The sequence below is a fragment of the Pseudomonas sp. Pseusp88 genome, assembly GCF_047303955.1.
In the GTDB taxonomy this organism is placed as follows: domain Bacteria; phylum Pseudomonadota; class Gammaproteobacteria; order Pseudomonadales; family Pseudomonadaceae; genus Aquipseudomonas.
Genome location: NZ_JBGLYM010000010.1, coordinates 38,052 through 56,793, shown reverse-complemented (window position 1 = coordinate 56,793; position 18,742 = coordinate 38,052). Strand labels below are relative to the sequence as shown.

Sequence of the window (18,742 nt, the reverse complement as noted above, 5' to 3'; positions counted from 1 at the left end):
GTGAGCACCCCTTAACCGCTGAAAAAGAAAACGGTCGATGCTCGGTCAAACCAGGCAACGCCTGTTACAGCTTGCTGAACAGGTTCAGCGAAGACATGCGGGTGAACACCAGTTGCGAGGCGGTCAGCATGGTCTGTTGCAGAGTCAGGCGGGCGATTGACTCTACAGGGTCGGCGTTGACGATAGAGGCCTGTTCCAGGGAGTTGTTGCTCGACAGCGAATCATTGGTAGTACCCTGGTCGGTGGCGGCGTTCTGCCGTGCACCACCGGCCGAAATCGTCGAACCAAGCTGTTCCATGGCACTCTTGATGTTGCCCAGAGCCGAGTCCATGGACGCACGCAAGGACTGGGTGGCGGTGACATTGCCATCTGCCGGAGTCGACAGTGCCTTGATCGCCGCCCCCAGCGTGTTGAGCACGTTCTGGGTCTGTGTGGTATTGGCCTGTACCGCGAATTGATCGGTACCACGAGGGGTACCGGCCAGGGTAAAGGTCACACCGGCCGCTGTCGCGGTAGGTGGCGTGCCGCTGATGGTACCGGTGCCCACTGGCGTGGCGCCGGCCACATAAGGTGCGGCATACAGGCTGAACGTGGTGCTCGGGTCGGTAGCCAGGGCCGGAGGCGCAGGCGAATCGAAACGCAGCACCGCGCCACCGCCAGCCGGGAAGGCATTGTTGTAGGCGGTCTGGTTAGTCACTGCAACCTGGGAAACCACCGTCGTACTCGGGTTACCGGCGCTGCGGGTTGTGGACACAGTGCTGGGCGTCAGGCTCAGGCTGAACGAGTGTGGCGCGACTGGCGGGACCGCACTGGGATCACCGGCCAAAGCCAGGCTTTCAGTTGCCGGGCTGGCTTTATCGGCATCGGTCAGGTTGATGTTCAGGTTCAGTTCCAGGCCACGGAAAGTGATGGTCTGGTTACTGGCGTTGGCCGGGTTGAAGGCGCCGCCCTGGCTGACTTCAGTGGTCACGTCATTGCCGCTGGCATCGACGATCTTCAGCTGGCTGCCGCTGGTGAACGTGATTTCATAAGGCTGGCCCTGGGCAAACGTCGCCTGATAGGCCGTAGCATTGGTCACGATGCCGCCGGACAGCACGGCCTTGCCGTCATCCGCACCGCTGCCGGTCCAGGTAGTGGCCGTACGGGTAGTGTTGACCGCCTGCTCGAAGGCATCCCAACCAGTGGAGTTGCTGGCCAGGGAAATGCCATCACCTACCGACAGCTTGATCTGGGTCTGGTCGCCCTGATAGCTGTAGGTGCCATCCGCGCCCATGGAATAAGGCGGGGTCTTGGCCTTGGAGCCAGAAAAAATGTAGTCGCCATTGGCGTCCTGGCTATTCATCAGACCGAGCACGGTGGCCTGGATCTGCGCCAGCTCGTCGGCATTGGCCTTGCGGTCGGCATCGGTCTTGGCACCGGTACTGGCGTCGATAATCAGTTCCTGCGCACGCTGCAGAGAGTTCTGAATACCGGTCATGGCCGTTTCAGCCTGGGTGGCGTTCTGATTGATCGTGTCGATATTGGTCTTGTACTGGCTCAGCAGCGCATTCTGCTGGGTCAGTTGCAGGGAACGGGCCGCACCGACCGGATCATCCGCCGCCGTATTGAGTTTGACCTGGCTCGACACTTCCTGGTTGGTGGCGATGACGTTGGCGTAGTTGCGCTGATAGTTGGCAGCGCTGACTTCGTAAAACTGAGCAGTTGAGATACGCATGTCTACGACTCCTTACAGGCTGTTGATCAGCGTGCTGAAAATGGTTTGTGCGGCCTTGATGATCTGCGACGAGGCGGTGTAGTACTGCTGGTACTTGACCAGGTTGGCCGCTTCTTCATCGAGGGACACGCCAGACACGCCATCACGCGCGGCCTTGGCACTGGCAACCACGGCAGTAGTCGCCGTGACATCGCTCTTGCCCTGGGCAGCCTTGGAACCGGTACTGGACACCAAGGCACCATAGGCACCGGACATGCTGTTGCCCGTGCCGGCCGCGCCGATGTTGACCGTGGATTTGGTTTGCAACGCCAGAACAGCGGTGGAGTTACGGTTGTCGGCCGAGCCGGCAGCGGTCAGGCCGATGCTGAAACTGTCATTGGCGGACGGCGAACCGGTCACCGTGGTGCTGATGGACAGGGTCTGCTTGGCACTGGCCGAGTCGGTGTAACCCAGGTCGAAAGTCAGGGTATTGCTCTGCCCCGGAACGATGGTGCCGGTAATGGCCACCGCTGGCGTGGCATTGTTCATCACCGCGTTGCCCTTGGCGTCGAGCAGGCTGTAGGCCTGGGTACCGTCGGCTGCTACCGCACCGAACACTACGCGCATCGGCGTCGCACCCTTCAGCGCGCTCTGCAGGTCGGTAGTGGCGGTAGCGTTGTAGATATTGGACTGCGTATTGAGCACCGGCTGGGTGAAACCGGCGTTGCCCTTGTTGGCACCGCTGGCCGTACCGCTCAGCGGGGCTGCGGCCGCGATGTCCTTGGGGTCGGTCATGGTCGTGGTGATACCGCCCGCTGCATTACGGGTCGGCGTCACCTTGAAGGTATCGCCAGCCTGCAAAGGGGTCGCCGTCGGCGTCTGCAGGGCGAGCTGGAAGCCGTCGAAAGACTTGGGCGGGTTATCGCTGATCTTGCCGGTGCCGACCAGCGCGCCGTTGGGCAACGAACGCACGGTGTAGTTATCGGAGTCGGAGAAGGTCACCGAGTAGTCACTGGCGGTCAGCTTGCTGGTGTCGCTGATCTTCACATCCAGGTTGCTGGAACCCGCGGTGTTACCGACCTTGCCGATGCTGCGCTGGCTGGTCATGCTCGGATCGTTGATGCTCTTGAACAGGGCGGTGCCGAAGTCACCGTTGGCATCGATACCCTGCTGCAGCTGGCTATTGACCGTGTCGGACAGCGCCAGGGCCACCTGGCCCAACTGGTTGACGGCCGGGGTCAGCACGTCACTGCGATAGCGCAACAGGCCGCCCATGCTGCCGCCACTGACCACCGACGTGACGTCCGTGGTGTTACCGGCACCATAGCTGATCTTCACAGCGAACTGGGTCGGATCGTCGGAACTGGGGCCGGTGCTCATCTGAAAGGATGTGGTGCCACTGACCAGGGACTGACCATTGCCGACATAGACGTCGTAGTTGCCGTTGTTTTCAACGACCTTGGCGCCAACCAGTTCGTTGAGCGAACGTACCGCCTCGTTGCGCGCATCGAGCAGGCTGTTGGGGTTGGTGCCTCCAGCCGAGGACGCAGTGATCTGCTTGTTCAGGCTGGCAATGGAAGCGGCAATGGAGTTGATCTGGTTAACCTGATCGGTCAACTGGGTGTTGATGGTCGAATTCTGATCGCTCAATTGCGAGGACATGGAATTCAAGCGCGCGGTCAGGGCCTGTGAAGTGGTCAGGAACTGCGAACGCGCATTGCTATCGGTGGCCGACGTCCCGACCGCCTGCATCTGGCTGAAGAAGGTCGCCAGGGTGTTGGCGATACCGGTACTGGTATCGGACAACAGGCTATCGGTCTTGCTGGCCTGGGCCGAGTACGCCGTGGCGTCGGCGCCCAGGGCCGTAGTCGATTGCAATTGGCTGTCCAGGTAGCTGTTGTAGATGCGTCGCACATCAGACAGCGTGGTGCCGGTACCGATATAGCCGATACCGATGCCGATGTTCTGCTGCGCAGAGGCAGTCGTCATCACCTGCTGACGCGAGTAACCCGCGGTATCCACGTTGGCCGTGTTGTTACCGATGGTGTTGATCGCCGCACTACTGGCAGTCAGCCCTGAGAGCCCAATTGAAATCAGTGACATGATTCAAGCCTTATAAAGTCGTGGAAGAGCCCGGTGCTGCTGCGTAGTTCTGGTAACTCTTCATCTGCTTGGCAATTTGCGAAATCTTGCTGGCGTAGTCCGGATCGGTCGCGTAGCCAGCCTTCTGCAACTCTTTTACAAACTGTTCTGGGTTATCGGCCGCTTTCACCACACCTTGATAGCGATTGTTGTTTTGCAACAGGCTGACCAGGTCATGGAAGCTGTCGGCATAGGTGGTATACGAGCGGAAGTCCGCTGTTTCTTTGACCATCTTGCCGTCGCGGAATTCGCTGGTAATGGCCCGCGCCTCAGGGCCTTGCCAGCTGCCCTGAGCCTTGATGCCGAACAGGTTGTGACTGCTGCTGCCATCCTGGGCACGCATGATCGATTTGCCCCAGCCGGTTTCCAGCGCCGCCTGGGCAACCAGTACCGTCGGGTCGACGCCAATCCGCGCTGCGGCGTCCTTGGCCAGGGGCAGCATGGTGGCCACGAATTCGTCGTGATTGCTGAACGCGCTCTTGGCTGGTGCCAGGGGCGGCTGGGCAATGGTGCGCTCGTAGCGCTTGTCGGTGCCGGCCAGGGTCGGGTCCGACGTCCAGTCGCCGTTGTTGCGGCGCGGTGGATTGATACGGTTTGCCTGAATATTGGCGCGGGACGCCTGATCGACGATTTCGCCGGTGCTCGGCACGATACCGGCCAGCAGACGATCGGTCAGCGAACTCGGCAGCGACAGACGACGCGCGTTGAGCGCGGCAACATCGTTGCGCGGTACACCGGACGCCGCAGCGGCCTGATCCGCCGCCGAAGAACGTGTGGCCCACAACGGACGCTGATAGATGCCGGTGGCCAGGCCGGTCTTCGGCGCCACCGCCTGGGCTTCGCCTGCGGCATCGCTCGGCGCGGCCGGCGCTGGCTGTGCGCCCTTGTTCTTGGACAACTGGCGCATCAGCACGTCTTGCAGGCCGATACCGTTACCCCGTGTCGACAGGGTCACAGCAAGTTGCTGGTCGTACATTTCCTGATACTGGCGCGACTCCGAGGTATTCAGCGGATTGTCCTTGGCCAGTACTTCGTTGGCTGAACGCATGGCCTTGAGCATCTGGCTGACGAACAGTGACTCGAATTCCTGGGCAACCTTCTTCAGATTGCCTTCGCTGTCCCGGTCGCCGTTCTTCAGCGCCGCCAGGCGATTGAGGTCGGTGTACGCCCCCGAATCGACAGGGGAAGTCACGCTGGTCTTGGGCATATCCATGGACGCGTCCTCAGATCACGATCAGGTCGGCTTGCAAAGCGCCGGCCTGCTTGAGGGCTTCGAGGATCGCCATCAGGTCGCCGGGCGCTGCGCCCACCTGGTTTACCGCACGGACGATCTCATCCAGGGTTGTGCCAGGACCGAACTTGAACATCGGGTGCAGTTCCTGCTGAGCATTGATCTTCGAGCGCGGCACGACCGCAGTCTGACCACCGGACAAGGCGCCCGGCTGGCTGACAATCGGATCTTCGGTAATGGTCACGGTCAGGCTGCCGTGGGTAACGGCGGCCGGCGAAACCTTGACGTTCTGACCGATCACGATGGTGCCGGTACGGGAGTTGATGATGACCTTGGCCGCCGTCTGGCCCGGATCGACCTCCAGGTTTTCCAGGATCGACAGATAGTCGACGCGCTGCCCCGGATCCAGAGGCGCAGTGACGCGCACCGAACCGCCGTCCAACGCCTGGGCAACGCCAGGGCCGAGCATATCGTTGATCTTGTCTACGATGCGCTTGGCCGTGGTGAAGTCGAAGCGATTGAGGTTAAGGGTCAGGCTGTTGCCCTGATTGAACCCGCTGGGTACGGCACGTTCCACCGACGCACCGCCGGGAATGCGACCCGACGACGGTACGTTGACGGTGATCTTGGAGCCGTCACGACCCTCGGCATCGAAGCCGCCTACCACCAGGTTGCCCTGGGCGATGGCGTAGACGTTGCCGTCGACACCCTTCATCGGCGTCATCAACAGGCTGCCGCCGCGCAGGCTTTTCGAGTTACCGATGGACGACACGGTGATGTCGACCATCTGCCCAGGCTTGGCGAACGGAGGCAGATCGGCATAGACAGCTACGGCCGCGACGTTCTTCAGCTGCACGGTACCGGAACCGGCAGGCACCTTGATACCGAACTGCGCCAGCATGTTATTGAAGGTCTGCAGCGTAAACGGCGTCTGGGTGGTCTGGTCACCGGTGCCATTGAGGCCGACCACCAGACCGTAGCCGATCAGTTGGTTGGTCCGCACGCCGGAGATGCTGGCGATGTCCTTGAGCCGTTCGGCGTGAACGCCGAAGGCTGTGGACAACAGCAAGGCCGCCGCTATCAGTTGCTTGAGCTTGATCATGTTTATCCCGCTATCAGAAAGGGAACAACGGGCTGAGGAAGAACCGATCGAACCACCCCGGCTGGCTGGAATCGGCAAACGACCCAGTACCTGAATACGTAATGCGCGCATCGGCGACGCGAGTCGACGAAACGGTGTTGTCGGTGGCGATGTCATCAGCGCGGATCAGCCCGGCAATACGCACCAGCTCCGCCCCGGTATTGAGCGTCATCCACTTCTCACCACGCACGGCCAGAATGCCGTTGGGCATCACATCGGCCACCGTCACGGTAACCGAACCGGTCAGGCTGTTGCTCTGCGCGGCCTTGCCATCACCCTTGGTGGTCCGTGCGCCGTTGTAACCGACACCCAGACTCAGATCACCACCCCCCAAAGGATTATTGGTGGTTGCGCTGGTGCCGAACAGCGAGGTCAAGCCAATGCTGTTGCTGCTGTTCTTGGTCAGGCCGTTACTCGCAGCCTTGCTTGCAGCCGTATTCTCGGACAGGGTGATGGTGATGATGTCACCGACCCGGTACGCCTTGCGGTCGCCATAGAGGTTCTGTTCGAAACCGGCCTGATAGATCGAACCGTTGTTCGCGGCCGCTGGCAATGGCGTGCGGGGCAACACCGGCGAGTAAAACGGGTCATTTGGCTTTGGATCAGGCGCAACGCATCCTGCGAGCAGAGCGATTCCACAAAGAGGAGCCACCAACAGGGAAAGCCGTACAACAGGACGCCGTTTCATGACACTCGAACCTCGCGGTGTAGCAGACGCCCGACGGGCGCCGTGTGTGATCAGTTGTAGCGACAGCCCCAGCGCCTTGACGAAGAGCCGGGCTGTCAGGTCGTTACAGGTTTTGCGTAATGTTTTGCAGCATCTGGTCCGCAGTGGAGATCACCTTGGAGTTCATCTCGTAGGCACGCTGAGTGGTGATCATGTTGACCAACTCTTCAACGGTGCTGACGTTGGAGTTTTCCAGGGTGTTCTGCAGCGTCGTGCCCAGACCGTTCAGGCCCGGAGTACCGACCTGCGGCGCGCCGCTGGAAGCGGTTTCCAGGAACAGGTTGCCACCGTTGGCCTGCAGGCCGGCCGGGTTGATGAAGTCAGCGGTCTGAATATTGCCGATGATCTGTGGCGTTGCCGGGTTGGCAGCGGTCGTGATCGACACGGTGCCATCCTGACCTACGGTAAAGGTCTGGGAGTTCTGCGGCACGACAATCGCCGGTTCCAGGGCATAACCATTGGCGGTGACGATCTGGCCGTTGCTGTCCAGGTGGAATGTGCCGTCGCGGCTGTAGGCAATAGTGCCGTCAGGTTGACGAATCTGGAAGAAACCACGGCCATTGACGGCCAGGTCCAGCGGGTTGTTGGTGGTTTGCAGGCTGCCGGCAGTGAAGTTTTTCTGCGTGCCGACGATGCGCACACCGGTACCCAGTTGCAGACCGGACGGCAGTTCGCTGTCCTGAGTCGACTGGGCGCCTGGCTGACGCTTGATCTGGTACAGCAAGTCCTGGAACTCGGCGCGATCACTTTTGAAACCGGTGGTGGACACGTTGGCCAGGTTGTTGGAAATGGTCGTCAGGTTGGTGTCCTGAGCGGCCAGACCGGTTTTGGCAACGTAAAGTGCTGGAAGCATTCTGTCTCTCCTCAGGCGCCTGATTATCGACGCCGACTGTCAATGGTTTAGCTCTGCAAGACGCGCGCCATAGATTGATCGTTGTCTTCGGCGGTTTTCATCATCTTGACGGACAATTCGAAATTCTTGGACAAGGTCATCACTGCGGTCATTTCTTCGACGGCGTTAACGTTGCTCGCCTGAAGAAAGCCGGACTCGACCTGCACATTGGCATCGACGGCTGGCGCCGTGCCATCCTTGGTGTGCATCAGGCCATCGGGACCTTTTTCCATATTCTTGATATCGGGATTGACCAGCTTGAGGCGGTCGATCTGGGCCATGACCTGCGGGCTCTCACCCAGGGAGCGGACACTGATCGTACCGTCGGCACCGATCTCGATCTGCTGCTGGGGCGGCACGGCAATCGGCCCGCCATTGCCCAAGACCGGCAAACCATTGCCAGCCCGCAACACCCCGAGGCCATCGATATTCATGCCGGCGGAGCGGGTATAAGCTTCTTTGCCGTCCGGTGTCTGCACGGCAATCCAGCCATCGCCCTTGACGGCAACATCAAGCTCCCGACCGGTCTGGACCATGGCACCGCCGGAGAAGTCGGTACCGGGACGTTCACTCATGGCATAGGCGCGCGACGGATTGACCTCGCCGAAAACCGGCATCGAGCGAGCCTGTTCCAGGTCGCGCATGAAGCCGTTAGTCGAGACGTTTGCCAGGTTGTTGGCATGGGCCTTTTGCGCAACGGCGTTTTCAGACGCCCCGCTCATCGCCACGTAAATCAACTTGTCCACAGTAGTCCTCCTCCGACAGACGCTTGCCGCCTGTAGCTGTTCTATATAGGGCAAAGCAATATTTGAACCAACTTATCAAGCTTGATACAAAAGCGTTGATCCCCAGCATTGACGGGGCTGCGCCGCCCTACGAAAAAACGACGGGCAAACCTTGGGCCCAAGAGCGCCAAAAAAACTGCATGGCGATGCCGGACCAATCCTTGCAGGGACTCATGGCAGATAACCGCTTTCAGGAACGCCAATGTCTCGCCTTATCACCCTTCTCGCCTTTAGCCTTGCCTTGGGCACCGCCGCTGCCGCGCCTGCCTACTACTACCGATGGCAGGGCGACAACCGGATTGTCTGCGCCCAGAGCAGCCCCGGCCCGGGCTGGACACGCTTGCACGGGGCATTCGTCAAGTCGGATTGTTCGGTCTAGACGGCCCCGGCAAGTCGGCACCGATGAAACAACACTCAACCCACTGAATCAGCCGAACTCTGTGCAAGCGAATTCATTCGCGAAAGGACCGGCACATGCGCTGGATACTCACTGCCTGGAATCCCGCCTTCGCGAATAAATTCGCTCCCACAAAGTGACTCCCAACCTGCTTGCTCCCGCCCAGCGTCCCGGACTTGGGGGTGTCATAGCTGGCAGCGCCGGAGGCATAGGTCTCGCGCCAGCGTGTACCGTCCAGCGGTTGCAAACCTTGCATGTTGGCAAAGCTGGCCAGCATCACTTGCCCGACGTTGCGATACAGGCCATTGCTGAACGCCGCGCGCAACATGCCATCACCGTCAACTTTTATGCCGCTGATACTTCCCGCAGCGTAGCCATCTATCTGTGGCGATGAACGATTGTTCTTGTTGTTGTATTGAGTCAGCCGGGTCAGATCGATGGTCAGCCCGTCAGGACTGGCCTGGGCCCCGTTGGGCACCCATTTCTGGTTGAGGGCTCCCGGATTATCCACCCTGGCCGGAATCCAGCCATCGAGCGCCAGCTTTGTGTTCTGCACCATCATGCCGTCGCTGGCGAAGAGCGTGCGCAGCGACCCGTCGCTGTCGAACATGATGCTTGCCGTCAAAGGATCCGTACGCCCCGGATCAAGGGGATTACGCCCGTTAATCAGCAGGTGCAGCGTCCAGCTGTTGGCGCCATCCTTGACAAAGTAATGGCTGAGCTGATGCCTGTTGCCCTGGCCGTCGTAGATATCGCTGGAAAAAGTTTCGTTGTACGAGTTGGTGTCGGCCGTACTGAAAGTACGGACCATACGGGAAATGACCGGATCCCCATCATCAATGCCAAGGAGGGCGCCGTCGCTCAACTCCAGAGGGATCACTGAATCCCCCGGCGCCGGGCTGGCGACCCAGGAATTATTGACCTGCATGGCCGGCCTCCAGCTCTCCACGGTGAATTCCCGGGCCGTGGTTTTCTTGACATGGGCGATATCTCCGGCCAAAAGCATCTGATGGCCGGCGTCGTGACTGATGGTGACCATCACCGGCTCACTGGAAGTCGGATCAACAGGATTGCGACCATCGATCAGGGTACGCATGGTCCATTGCCCGGACGCGATGCGAGTGAAGTAGTTTTGCAGCTCATGCTCGGTACCTTCGCCATCGGTGACCTTGCTGCTGAGCATCCGACTGTATGAGGCCGGATTGGCCGGATCAAAGACCGGAGCACCGCTATGGATTTCATCACGCAGATCCATCCCGCTTACATCCCCCTCGACCAACGGCATAGCAAGGGTGTCCACCACCGGAGTCGCGGCAGCCGCCCAACCGCCATTGGCCTGGGCGGCAGGCTGCCACCCCTCTAGATGCAATTCTTGCTTGAAACGAGTACCCAGACGCTTGCCATCACCGAGCAGGGAAAGACTGCCGTCCGGGTCACGGGTAATGGTCGCGGTCAACGGCGTAATCCGCTGAAAATCCGCCGGGTTGCGACCGTCAATCAACGTATGCATCAACCAGCGGTTATCGTCGGTTTTGACAAAGTACTACCGGCCACTTGCATGCGCTTTTGCGCAGCCTGTAATCCTGCCAAGGGAATATTGAATGACATGAACACTCCTGAGCCGTATCACACGGCGCTTCCATTGATGCGATCATTTAATTACCCCCTGCAAGCCCGAGTTCCAAGTATCAACTCAAGCCCTGCCAAAGAGAGGGCGACTTTTATTCTCGCAGCATTGAAAGTAGGAATTTTCTATATATAGAGTGGGATATATCTATAAAATCTTATTTTATAAAACACTTATCAAACACTTCAAAAACGTCAGATTTCGGACAAAAAAAAGCCCCTTCGCAAAGGGGCTTTTTCAGCAGTTCTACGCTTACACTTAGCCAACCATCTGGATAGTGGTCTGCATGACAGTGCTTTCAGTCGAAATGGTTTTCGCGTTCGCCTGATAGTTGCTCTGCGCCTTGATCAGGTTGACCAGTTCGCTGGTCAGGTCGACGTTGGAATCTTCCAGCGCCTGCCCCTGAACATAACCCAAAGTACCGCTCTGCGGTGCACCGCTGACCGGCACACCGGAAGCGTAGGTTTCACGCCAGTTGGTACCGCCGGCCGGTGACAGGCCCTGAACGTTGGCGAAGTTGGTCAGGGATACCTGGCCGATCACCTTGGACTGACCGTTGGTGTAAGTGGCGAACAGGTTGCCGGTCTGATCGACGCTCATGTTACTGATCTGGCCAGTGGCATAACCATCCTGGCTCTGGCTGATCAAGCCGGTTTTCGAAGCGGTCTGGCTGGTGGCAATCATATCCAGCTTGATGCCGGTCGTGCCATTGGAGTCAGCCCCGTTCAAAACCCAGGTAGCCGTGGTGCCGGTACCCTGCTGCACACCCGGTTTCCAGCCAGTCAGCTGGAAGGTGCCATCGGTATTGAGCTTGAGGTTGGCGGAGTCGGTCGGCTTGCCGGTACCCGACGTGATCAGGTTGCCCGAGGAGTCGAACGTCAGCGTATTTTTATCAGGTACCGGCGGAGTCGTAGTCGGGTCATTAATGCTGCGACCATCGACCAGAGAGTACATATCCCAGGTGTTGGTGCCGGTTTTCACGAAGTACTGATCCAGGGTGTGGGCATTACCCTGGGTGTCATAGATCGGAGTGCTGTACTTGGTGTTGTAGCTCTTGGTCACCGTCGGATCGAACGTGGCGATCTCTGGAAGCGCTTCCGTCGAGTTCAGGTTGGACTTGTTGGTGATCTGGGTAGTGGTTTGTGGCGCCTGGTTCGACGAGTCGACACGCAGGTTGGTCAGCGCACCGACCACCACGTTGCCGTTGGCGTCGACGTTGTAGCCTTGCAGGTTATTGCCAGCACTGTTGACGACATAGCCGTCTTTGTCAGTATGGAAAGCACCGGAACGGGTATACAACTTCTCGCCGTTGTTGCTCAGCATGAAGAAACCGTTGCCCTGGATGGCCAGGTCGAGGCTGTTGGCGGTGCCAGTGGTCAGGGAACCCTGGGTGAACTGCTGGGCGACGGCCGCAACAGTCACGCCACTGCCGACGTTGGTATTACCGGAAGTACCACGAATGGATTGCGCGTACTGGTCGGCGAACTCGACACGGGATGCCTTGAAGCCGGTGGTCGCAACGTTGGCAATGTTGTTGCCGGTAACGTCCAGAGCCTTGTTTGCTGCGTAGAGCCCGCTAAGACCGATGTTGTAAGACATGTATCACTCCTCTGCCGTCGAGCCGGCTCTAAATTCCGATGGTTTGGACTTGGGACAGGGCAATGCTGGTGCCGCCCGCCAGGTTGAGCGTCATGCTGCCGCCGTTGGTCGCAGTGGTAACGCTGTTGACGGTTGCCGGCAGGTAGGTCACCAGACCCGTGCCCGCACCCTTGATCGTGCCGTTGGCCACGAAGCTGTAGTTGCCGGCTGCCAGGGTATTGCCGGAGCTGTCTTTGCCATCCCACGTAAACGAGGTGGTACCCGCCTTCTGCGGCCCCAGGTCGATGGTGTCGACCAGGGTGCCCGTCGAGTCACTGACTTTGATGGTGGTCGCAGTAGTGGTATCCGGAATGACCACCGAACCGGCCATTTCCTTGCTGGTATCGACATAGGTCGCGCCAGCATCGACGATCACCGAACGGCCAACCAGGGAAGAAGCCTGCAAGGCCTGGGACGACTGATAGCTGCTCGAGATCGAGTCCACGGAAGAAGTCAGGTTCTGCATGCTTTCCAGGCTGCTGAACTGCGCCAACTGGGACACGAACGCGGTGTTGTCCTGAGGGCTCAACGGATCCTGGTTACGCAACTGGGTAGTGAGCAGCTGCAGGAACGCATCCTTGCCCAAGGTGGAACTGCTTGAGTTGGGGACAGTCGGCGTCGGGTTCTGCAAGGACTGCAGAAACGGGTTTGCCGCTACATCGTTATTAACGGTACTCATCTATTGCGCCCCTTGTTACTGACCCAGAGTCAGTACTTTCTGCATCATTGTCTTGGCGGTATTCATAATGTCCGCGTTGGTCTGGAACGAGCGGCTGGCGGAAATCATGTCGGCCATCTCCTGAACCACGTTGACGTTCGGGTAGTACACGTAGCCGTTCTTGTCCGCTGCGGGATGGTTGGGCTCGTAACGTGCTTCCAGGTTCGATGGGTCTTCGACGATGCCGGAAACCGATACGCCCTGCCCCGCTTCACCCTGGTCCTGGAACAGCGAGGTGCCGCCGGCGCTCTGGCTCTGCTGGAACACGGTGGCGAACACCGGGTGCCGGGCACGGTAGGTCGTATCCATGCTCGAAGACACGGTCTCGGCGTTGGCGATGTTACTGGCAGTGGTGTTCAGACGCGTGGTCTGGGCACTCATGCCGCTGCCGGCGATATTGAAAACATTGGCTAGAGACATGAATTACTCCCCGCGCAGGGCTGCTACCAGCCCTTTGAATTTGCTGTTGAGCAAGGTGAAGCTGGCCTGGAACCCGACAGAGTTCTGTGCGTAGTTGGCCTGCTCAACCTGGGCGTCAACGGTGTTCTGGTCCAGGGACGGCTGTGACGGCGTACGGTACAGCAAGGTGCCATCACCTTCGCTGTCGACGTTTTCCGCTTCGATGTGACGACTGTTAGTGGTGGCCAGGGAGAAAGTACCGTTCTGGCTCTTTTCGCTCTGGGCGGCCAGCACCGAGGAGAAATCCAGGTCGCGGGCCTTGTAGTTCGGTGTGTCAGCGTTGGTGATGTTGTTGGCCAACACCTCTGCGCGCTGCGCACGGAAGCTCAATGCCTTCTCGTGGATACCCAGTGCTTTATCGAAGTTGATGCTCATGTCGGGAAACCTTTGCCGGCTGACCTGATTGACGTACCAGAGATATAGCAATCAACGTGCCAAACCGCTTCGGGCCTGTATTCAAAGGATTTTTCCTACGCAGGCGGGTGGCAATGCCAGAAAAGCGGCAAGTGATTTCCGCCTGACAACGGCAAAGCGGCAAGGGTGGCGTCGTTTTTCTGCCAGAGGCTTTGCCGGTTATTTCACGGTCAAAGCCGAAATGAATTGGAACAGGTTTCTTGTCGGAGCTGCCGAAGGCTGCGAAAGCGATGTGTCAGACAGACCCAATCGCAGCCTTCGGCAGCTCCTACAATCGGCGCCGCACCTGATTACAGTCACCCACAAAAAAAGAGACCCTGAGGTCTCTTTTCTGTACATCCACCAGCATCACTTGGCCTGGTAGATGATACCGGGGCTGCATTGCACCATCTGATAATGAGTCGGCAAACCATTCAGGGCTTCCGATGCCCCGAGAAACAGGTAGCCTCCCGGTTTCAGGGTGCTGTGAATACGCATCAGAATGTCTTTCTTCACTTCGGCCGAAAAATAGATCAGCACGTTGCGGCAAAAGACGATATCGAACTTGCCCAGGCTGGCGTAGCTATCCAGCAGGTTGAACGAGCGGAATTCGACGCGACTCTTGATCGGAGCCTTGATCACCCAGCGCCCCGGCGACTTGACGTCGAAGTAGCGCTGCAGTCGCTCCGGCGACAGACCGCGAGCGATTGCCAGACTGTCGTACTCACCCGCCTTGCAGTTGGTGAGCATGGTACTGGACAGGTCCGTGGCAATAATCTGCGCGCCAGACCTGAGCGCACTGGGATTGCTGCGCTCGAACTCATCGATCGACATCGACAGGGAGTACGGCTCCTGCCCCGAGGAACATGCAGCCGACCAGATGCGCAAGCGCTGGCCGGGGCTTGCCTTGATCATCTCGGGAAGCACCTTGTTCTTGAGCACCTCAAACGGATAGGTATCACGAAACCACAGGGTTTCGTTGGTTGTCATCGCATCCACTACCTGCTCGCGCAAACCACTGCGCGGCTGGGTCTGGATACGCTGGACCAACTCGCCCAAGGACTTGATACCCTGCTGCTCCATCAGCTTGTTGAGACGGCTGGAGACCAGGTACTGCTTGTTTTCACCGAGCAAGATGCCACAGGCTTTTTCCAGGAAACCCCGGAACTGTTCGAAATCCAAATTAGCCGTAGACAAAGATGCCGCCTCTCAAATCATATGAACCACCAGGAGCGACGCTCCTAGCTGATATCTGCCGCCTTGATCCGGTCAATGACCCTTGCCGCAAGGTCGTCGGGCCGGAACTTGGCCAGAAAGTCATCAGCACCAACCTTCTTGACCATCGCCTGGTTGAAAACGCCAGACAGAGAAGTATGCAGGATGATATGTAGCTTTTGCATGCGGGGATCATTTCGAATCTCCGCAGTGAGGGTATAGCCATCCATCTCCGGCATTTCAATGTCGGAGATCATCATCAGGAATTCTTCTTCCGGTTTTTTCCCCTCGGCCACCATCTGTTTCAGGTAATCCAGGGCCTGGCGCCCGTCATTCAGCGCCGTGACTTCGACACCGACGGTTTCCAGGCAACGGCTGACCTGCTTGCGCGCCACCGACGAATCATCGACCGTCAGGACCCGCAGGGAAATGGCCTTGTGTTGCGTTTCGGCGTCGATCACACCGACGGAAATGGACTCCGACATGGGCGCCACTTCAGCCAGGATCTTCTCGACGTCGATGATTTCCACCAACTGGTTATCGACCCGGGTCACTGCCGTGAGGTAGTGATCGCGGCCAGTGCCCTTGGGAGGTGGATGAATCTCTTCCCAGTTCATGTTGACGATGCGTTCTACCGAATGCACCAGAAAACCCTGAACCTTGGTGTTGTACTCGGTAATGATGACAAACGCATTGTCGAGCTGAGTCTGCCCCGGCAAGCCGGTTGCCATCGCCAGGTCGAGAATCGGAATCGTCCCCCCGCGAATATTCGCGACTCCCCGCACTACCCGACTGGATTTAGGCATGATGGTAAGTTTGGGGCATTGCAGCACCTCCTTCACCTTGAACACGTTAATCCCATACAACTGCTTGCCGTCCAGACGGAACAACAGCAGCTCAAGGCGATTCTGCCCCACCAGCTGAGTGCGCTGGTTCACCGAATCCAATACACCCGCCATGCCGCACTCCTTCATCCAAAGCGACCAACCACCGATGCGCCAAACAGGGCAAGCGGCACGAGCCTTGCTTTTTATACGTCATGAACGCGAAAACGACAATTTCCCGACACAGCACTTTTGAAAAATGCCGCTTATTTTGCGTCAGCGTGGCCTTGTGCCTGTTCAGCCTCGACAGCCAAGGCCAGACAGACACTGCCACCTTGCCTGAACAGCTTATCGGCGTCACGCAGGGGTTTCTTGAGTTCACAGTGGAAGACTATTTGGCGACCAATCAAATTGATGGGCGCTATCAGATCGAAGTCAAGAACCTCGACCCGCGCCTGCGCATGCCCGGGTGCGACAAGGATTTGACAGCTACGCTGGAAAGCCCGAAACCCGTGGGGCGCGTCACTGTAAGAGTGCGTTGCGAGGGGGCCGGCCCCTGGACGGTCTTCGTGCCTGCACAAGTCCATCTTTTTCGCAATGTCGTGGTCACCGTACGGCCGCTCAATCGCCTGGCAATCATCAGCGAAGAAGACGTCGCCATCCGCGAACGGGATATCGGCCAGTTGGGCCAGGGCTTCCTGTCTTCGCTGGACCAGGCAGTCGGGCAGAAATTGCTCCGACCAACGGTTGTCGATCAGGTATTGGCGCCCAACTTCGTCGAACAGCCGGAGATGGTACACAAGGGCGACCAGGTGGTGATTACCGCCCGCAGCGGCAGCCTGTCCGTGCGCATGCCGGGGGAAGCCTTGTCCGACGGCGGTTTCAACGAACAGATTCGGGTCAAAAACCTCAACTCGCAGAGGGTGATAAAAGCCAGCGTCACTGGCCCCGGGCAAGTGGAAGTCGCCATGTAAATCACTCGGAGACTGGCGCACAACCCACGTTTTTCCTAGACTGGGAACCTGATCCGGCCATGCGCGGTCCATTTGAAACGGATTTCGCATCTAGCCTAAAGTTTTTTCTGGGTTGGTCGAAAACATGGCAAGCGTCCAATTACCCAGAGGTTTTCATCATGGTCATCGACTTCAGTCGTCTGAATAATGCTCCATCCGTTGGAGGCACCACACGCACCAGCAGCGGCAAAGAAACCGGCAAGACCGATACGCAGGCAACAGGCAGCGCATCGAGTGAACAGGTCAGCGGCAGTGGTGAATCCGTTCACTTCAGCAGCGAGGCCCAAAAATTGCAGAAGGTTACCGACACCCTGCGCGATCTGCCCACCGTCAACAGCAGCCGTGTGGCTGAGTTGAAGCAGGCCATCGCCGACGGCAGCTATAAAGTCGACAGCAATCGCGTCGCCAGCAAGCTGCTCAATTTCGAAGCTCAGCAATAGCCCGAAAAGCTTGCGCTGGAATTATGGACGCTTAAAAACCAGAGCATGCGATGCAAGACACTACTTTGCTTCAACTGATCACTGACGATATCGTCCCGGCACAGCAACTGCTGGGCCTGCTCCAGGCTGAAACACTGGTCCTGCATGGCCGCGATATGTTCGAAATGGAAAATATCCTGGCCCAGAAACAGGCGCTGGTGATTGTCCTCGACCAGCATGGTCGCAAGCGCAGCCAATTATTGGCCAGCCTTGGCCTGCCCCCGAACCGCAATGGCCTGGTCGCACTCGCCGCCCAGTCATCCATCGGTGAGCAATTGATTGCCGCAGGCGATGAGCTTAGCGACCTGCTCGCTCAATGCCAGGTAGCCAACGAGAACAACGGCAATCTGATCCAGCTGCAACAAATCAGCACTGCCCATCAACTCAGGATTCTGACCGGCGAAACACCTACGCTGTATGACAGCCGTGGGTCGACTGCTGGCAGATCGAAACCACGCCCGCTCAGCCAGGCGTAACTTCCTGTATCAAGGCGCCGTGCATACTGGCAAAATGCCTGCTATTGCGTTGCTGTCGTATTTTGCCTGGAGATGGAAAAAAGTGAATGGCTCAAGCGCGGAAGATGCTCCGCAGCCCCCAAAGGTTCTTACCACTCCTTTGGAAATTGCCGCTAACCTGCGGCAGCTACTCGAAAGTCATGATCCACTGATCATTACTTTTCATGAGCGTTCTCAGCGCTTTCAAAGCTATGTCATTGAGGTCGACCGCGACAGCGATGTGCTTGCGCTCGATGAAATGATTCCCCGTGATGGCGAGCGCTACCTGGCAGCCGGTGAGCCCTTCAAGGTCGAAGGCTTCCACGATGGCGTGCGCATTGCCTGGGAATGCAGCGAACAGTTGGAAATAGTCGACAGCGACAGCCAGCGCTTCTATCGCGGCTCGCTCCCCGAAGAAATCGTTTACCACCAGCGTCGTAACGCCTTTCGAGCGGCCTTGAAGCTGGCTCAACTGGTCAATATCCAGATGGATGGCGACAAGCTCAAGAAGCCGCTGGCCGGCAAGCTCCTGGACATCTCGGCAACCGGCGCCAAGCTGCGTTTCGATGGTGATCTCTCGGAAAGCATGCAATTGGGTCAGGTCTACGAGCGCTTCCTGGCGAAACTGCCATTCGGCAATATGACCGCTCCGGTCGAACTGCGCTACCTGCACTTCGAAGAGCGCTTCAACACCACCTTCGCCGGTGTACGCTTCCACAACATGAGCGGGCTGGTGCAGCGTCAGGTCGAGCGTTTCGTGTATCAGTTGCAGCGTGAGGCACGTCGCTTCGATAAAGACGACGATTTCTGATTCACGCATTGACAAAAAAGGGGCTGCCATATGGCAGCCCCTTTTTTATGCGTCCCGGATGCA

19 protein-coding genes are annotated in these 18,742 nt (G+C 58.4%); 5 read left to right on the top strand and 14 right to left on the bottom strand.

Annotated elements, in window-relative coordinates:
* Positions 1–64: 64 nt before the first annotated feature.
* From ACCD02_RS15145 to ACCD02_RS15115, 7 genes are all read right to left on the bottom strand, one after another.
* Positions 65–1,714, bottom strand: a complete 1,650-nt coding sequence (locus tag ACCD02_RS15145; protein WP_413303125.1) for a flagellar hook-associated protein 3 — start codon at positions 1,712–1,714, stop codon at positions 65–67.
* 12 nt (positions 1,715–1,726) lie between these two features.
* Positions 1,727–3,796 carry a flagellar hook-associated protein FlgK gene (flgK, locus tag ACCD02_RS15140; RefSeq protein WP_413303123.1) on the bottom strand — a complete coding sequence of 690 codons (2,070 nt, stop codon included), beginning with the start codon at positions 3,794–3,796 and terminating at the stop codon, positions 1,727–1,729.
* A 10-nt stretch (positions 3,797–3,806) separates the two neighbouring features.
* Positions 3,807–5,048 (bottom strand): flagellar assembly peptidoglycan hydrolase FlgJ, encoded by a 1,242-nt coding sequence (gene flgJ / locus ACCD02_RS15135; protein WP_413303120.1) that lies wholly within the window; start codon positions 5,046–5,048, stop codon positions 3,807–3,809.
* A gap of 10 nt (positions 5,049–5,058) precedes the next feature.
* Positions 5,059–6,168 (bottom strand): flagellar basal body P-ring protein FlgI, encoded by a 1,110-nt coding sequence (locus ACCD02_RS15130; protein ID WP_413303117.1) that lies wholly within the window; start codon positions 6,166–6,168, stop codon positions 5,059–5,061.
* A 13-nt stretch (positions 6,169–6,181) separates the two neighbouring features.
* Positions 6,182–6,895 (bottom strand): flagellar basal body L-ring protein FlgH, encoded by a 714-nt coding sequence (gene flgH / locus ACCD02_RS15125; RefSeq protein ID WP_413303115.1) that lies wholly within the window; start codon positions 6,893–6,895, stop codon positions 6,182–6,184.
* A gap of 103 nt (positions 6,896–6,998) precedes the next feature.
* On the bottom strand, positions 6,999–7,787 hold the full coding sequence (gene flgG / locus ACCD02_RS15120; RefSeq protein ID WP_413303113.1) for a flagellar basal-body rod protein FlgG: 789 nt from the start codon (positions 7,785–7,787) through the stop codon (positions 6,999–7,001).
* A 47-nt stretch (positions 7,788–7,834) separates the two neighbouring features.
* Positions 7,835–8,572, bottom strand: a complete 738-nt coding sequence (locus ACCD02_RS15115; protein ID WP_413303111.1) for a flagellar basal body rod protein FlgF — start codon at positions 8,570–8,572, stop codon at positions 7,835–7,837.
* A gap of 241 nt (positions 8,573–8,813) precedes the next feature.
* Here ACCD02_RS15115 and ACCD02_RS15110 point away from each other — a divergent pair, with 241 nt between their 5' ends.
* On the top strand, positions 8,814–8,990 hold the full coding sequence (locus ACCD02_RS15110) for a hypothetical protein (RefSeq protein ID WP_413303109.1): 177 nt from the start codon (positions 8,814–8,816) through the stop codon (positions 8,988–8,990).
* A 73-nt stretch (positions 8,991–9,063) separates the two neighbouring features.
* On the opposite strand, the gene ACCD02_RS15105 is transcribed toward ACCD02_RS15110, so the two are convergent.
* The 7 genes from ACCD02_RS15105 to ACCD02_RS15075 all read right to left on the bottom strand — a co-directional run bounded on the left by ACCD02_RS15105 (position 9,064) and on the right by ACCD02_RS15075 (position 16,017).
* Entirely contained in the window at positions 9,064–10,518 is a 1,455-nt protein-coding gene (locus ACCD02_RS15105; protein WP_413303108.1) for a flagellar hook-basal body complex protein, read from the bottom strand.
* A gap of 375 nt (positions 10,519–10,893) precedes the next feature.
* Positions 10,894–12,234 (bottom strand): flagellar hook protein FlgE, encoded by a 1,341-nt coding sequence (gene flgE, locus ACCD02_RS15100; protein ID WP_413303106.1) that lies wholly within the window; start codon positions 12,232–12,234, stop codon positions 10,894–10,896.
* Between the two features lie 28 nt (positions 12,235–12,262).
* On the bottom strand, positions 12,263–12,952 hold the full coding sequence (locus ACCD02_RS15095; RefSeq protein WP_413303103.1) for a flagellar hook assembly protein FlgD: 690 nt from the start codon (positions 12,950–12,952) through the stop codon (positions 12,263–12,265).
* A 15-nt stretch (positions 12,953–12,967) separates the two neighbouring features.
* Positions 12,968–13,411, bottom strand: coding sequence for a flagellar basal body rod protein FlgC (gene flgC / locus ACCD02_RS15090; protein WP_259105521.1), 444 nt, complete (start codon positions 13,409–13,411; stop codon positions 12,968–12,970).
* Between the two features lie 3 nt (positions 13,412–13,414).
* Positions 13,415–13,825, bottom strand: coding sequence for a flagellar basal body rod protein FlgB (gene flgB, locus ACCD02_RS15085; RefSeq protein ID WP_259105523.1), 411 nt, complete (start codon positions 13,823–13,825; stop codon positions 13,415–13,417).
* A 387-nt stretch (positions 13,826–14,212) separates the two neighbouring features.
* Positions 14,213–15,040 carry a protein-glutamate O-methyltransferase CheR gene (gene cheR / locus ACCD02_RS15080; protein WP_413303101.1) on the bottom strand — a complete coding sequence of 276 codons (828 nt, stop codon included), beginning with the start codon at positions 15,038–15,040 and terminating at the stop codon, positions 14,213–14,215.
* 44 nt (positions 15,041–15,084) lie between these two features.
* Positions 15,085–16,017 (bottom strand): chemotaxis protein CheV, encoded by a 933-nt coding sequence (locus ACCD02_RS15075; protein ID WP_413303099.1) that lies wholly within the window; start codon positions 16,015–16,017, stop codon positions 15,085–15,087.
* An 80-nt stretch (positions 16,018–16,097) separates the two neighbouring features.
* On the opposite strand from ACCD02_RS15075, the gene flgA reads away from it, so the two are divergent.
* From flgA to ACCD02_RS15055, 4 genes are all read left to right on the top strand, one after another.
* Positions 16,098–16,856, top strand: coding sequence for a flagellar basal body P-ring formation chaperone FlgA (gene flgA, locus ACCD02_RS15070; protein ID WP_413303096.1), 759 nt, complete (start codon positions 16,098–16,100; stop codon positions 16,854–16,856).
* A 158-nt stretch (positions 16,857–17,014) separates the two neighbouring features.
* The gene (gene flgM / locus ACCD02_RS15065; protein ID WP_259105762.1) at positions 17,015–17,335 is read left to right on the top strand and encodes a flagellar biosynthesis anti-sigma factor FlgM; all 321 of its coding nucleotides are present in this window, start codon (positions 17,015–17,017) and stop codon (positions 17,333–17,335) included.
* Between the two features lie 50 nt (positions 17,336–17,385).
* Complete coding sequence (locus tag ACCD02_RS15060) at positions 17,386–17,850, top strand: flagella synthesis protein FlgN (RefSeq protein WP_413303094.1); 465 nt, start codon at positions 17,386–17,388, stop codon at positions 17,848–17,850.
* A gap of 82 nt (positions 17,851–17,932) precedes the next feature.
* Positions 17,933–18,679, top strand: a complete 747-nt coding sequence (locus ACCD02_RS15055; RefSeq protein WP_413303091.1) for a flagellar brake protein — start codon at positions 17,933–17,935, stop codon at positions 18,677–18,679.
* Positions 18,680–18,742: the final 63 nt, after the last annotated feature.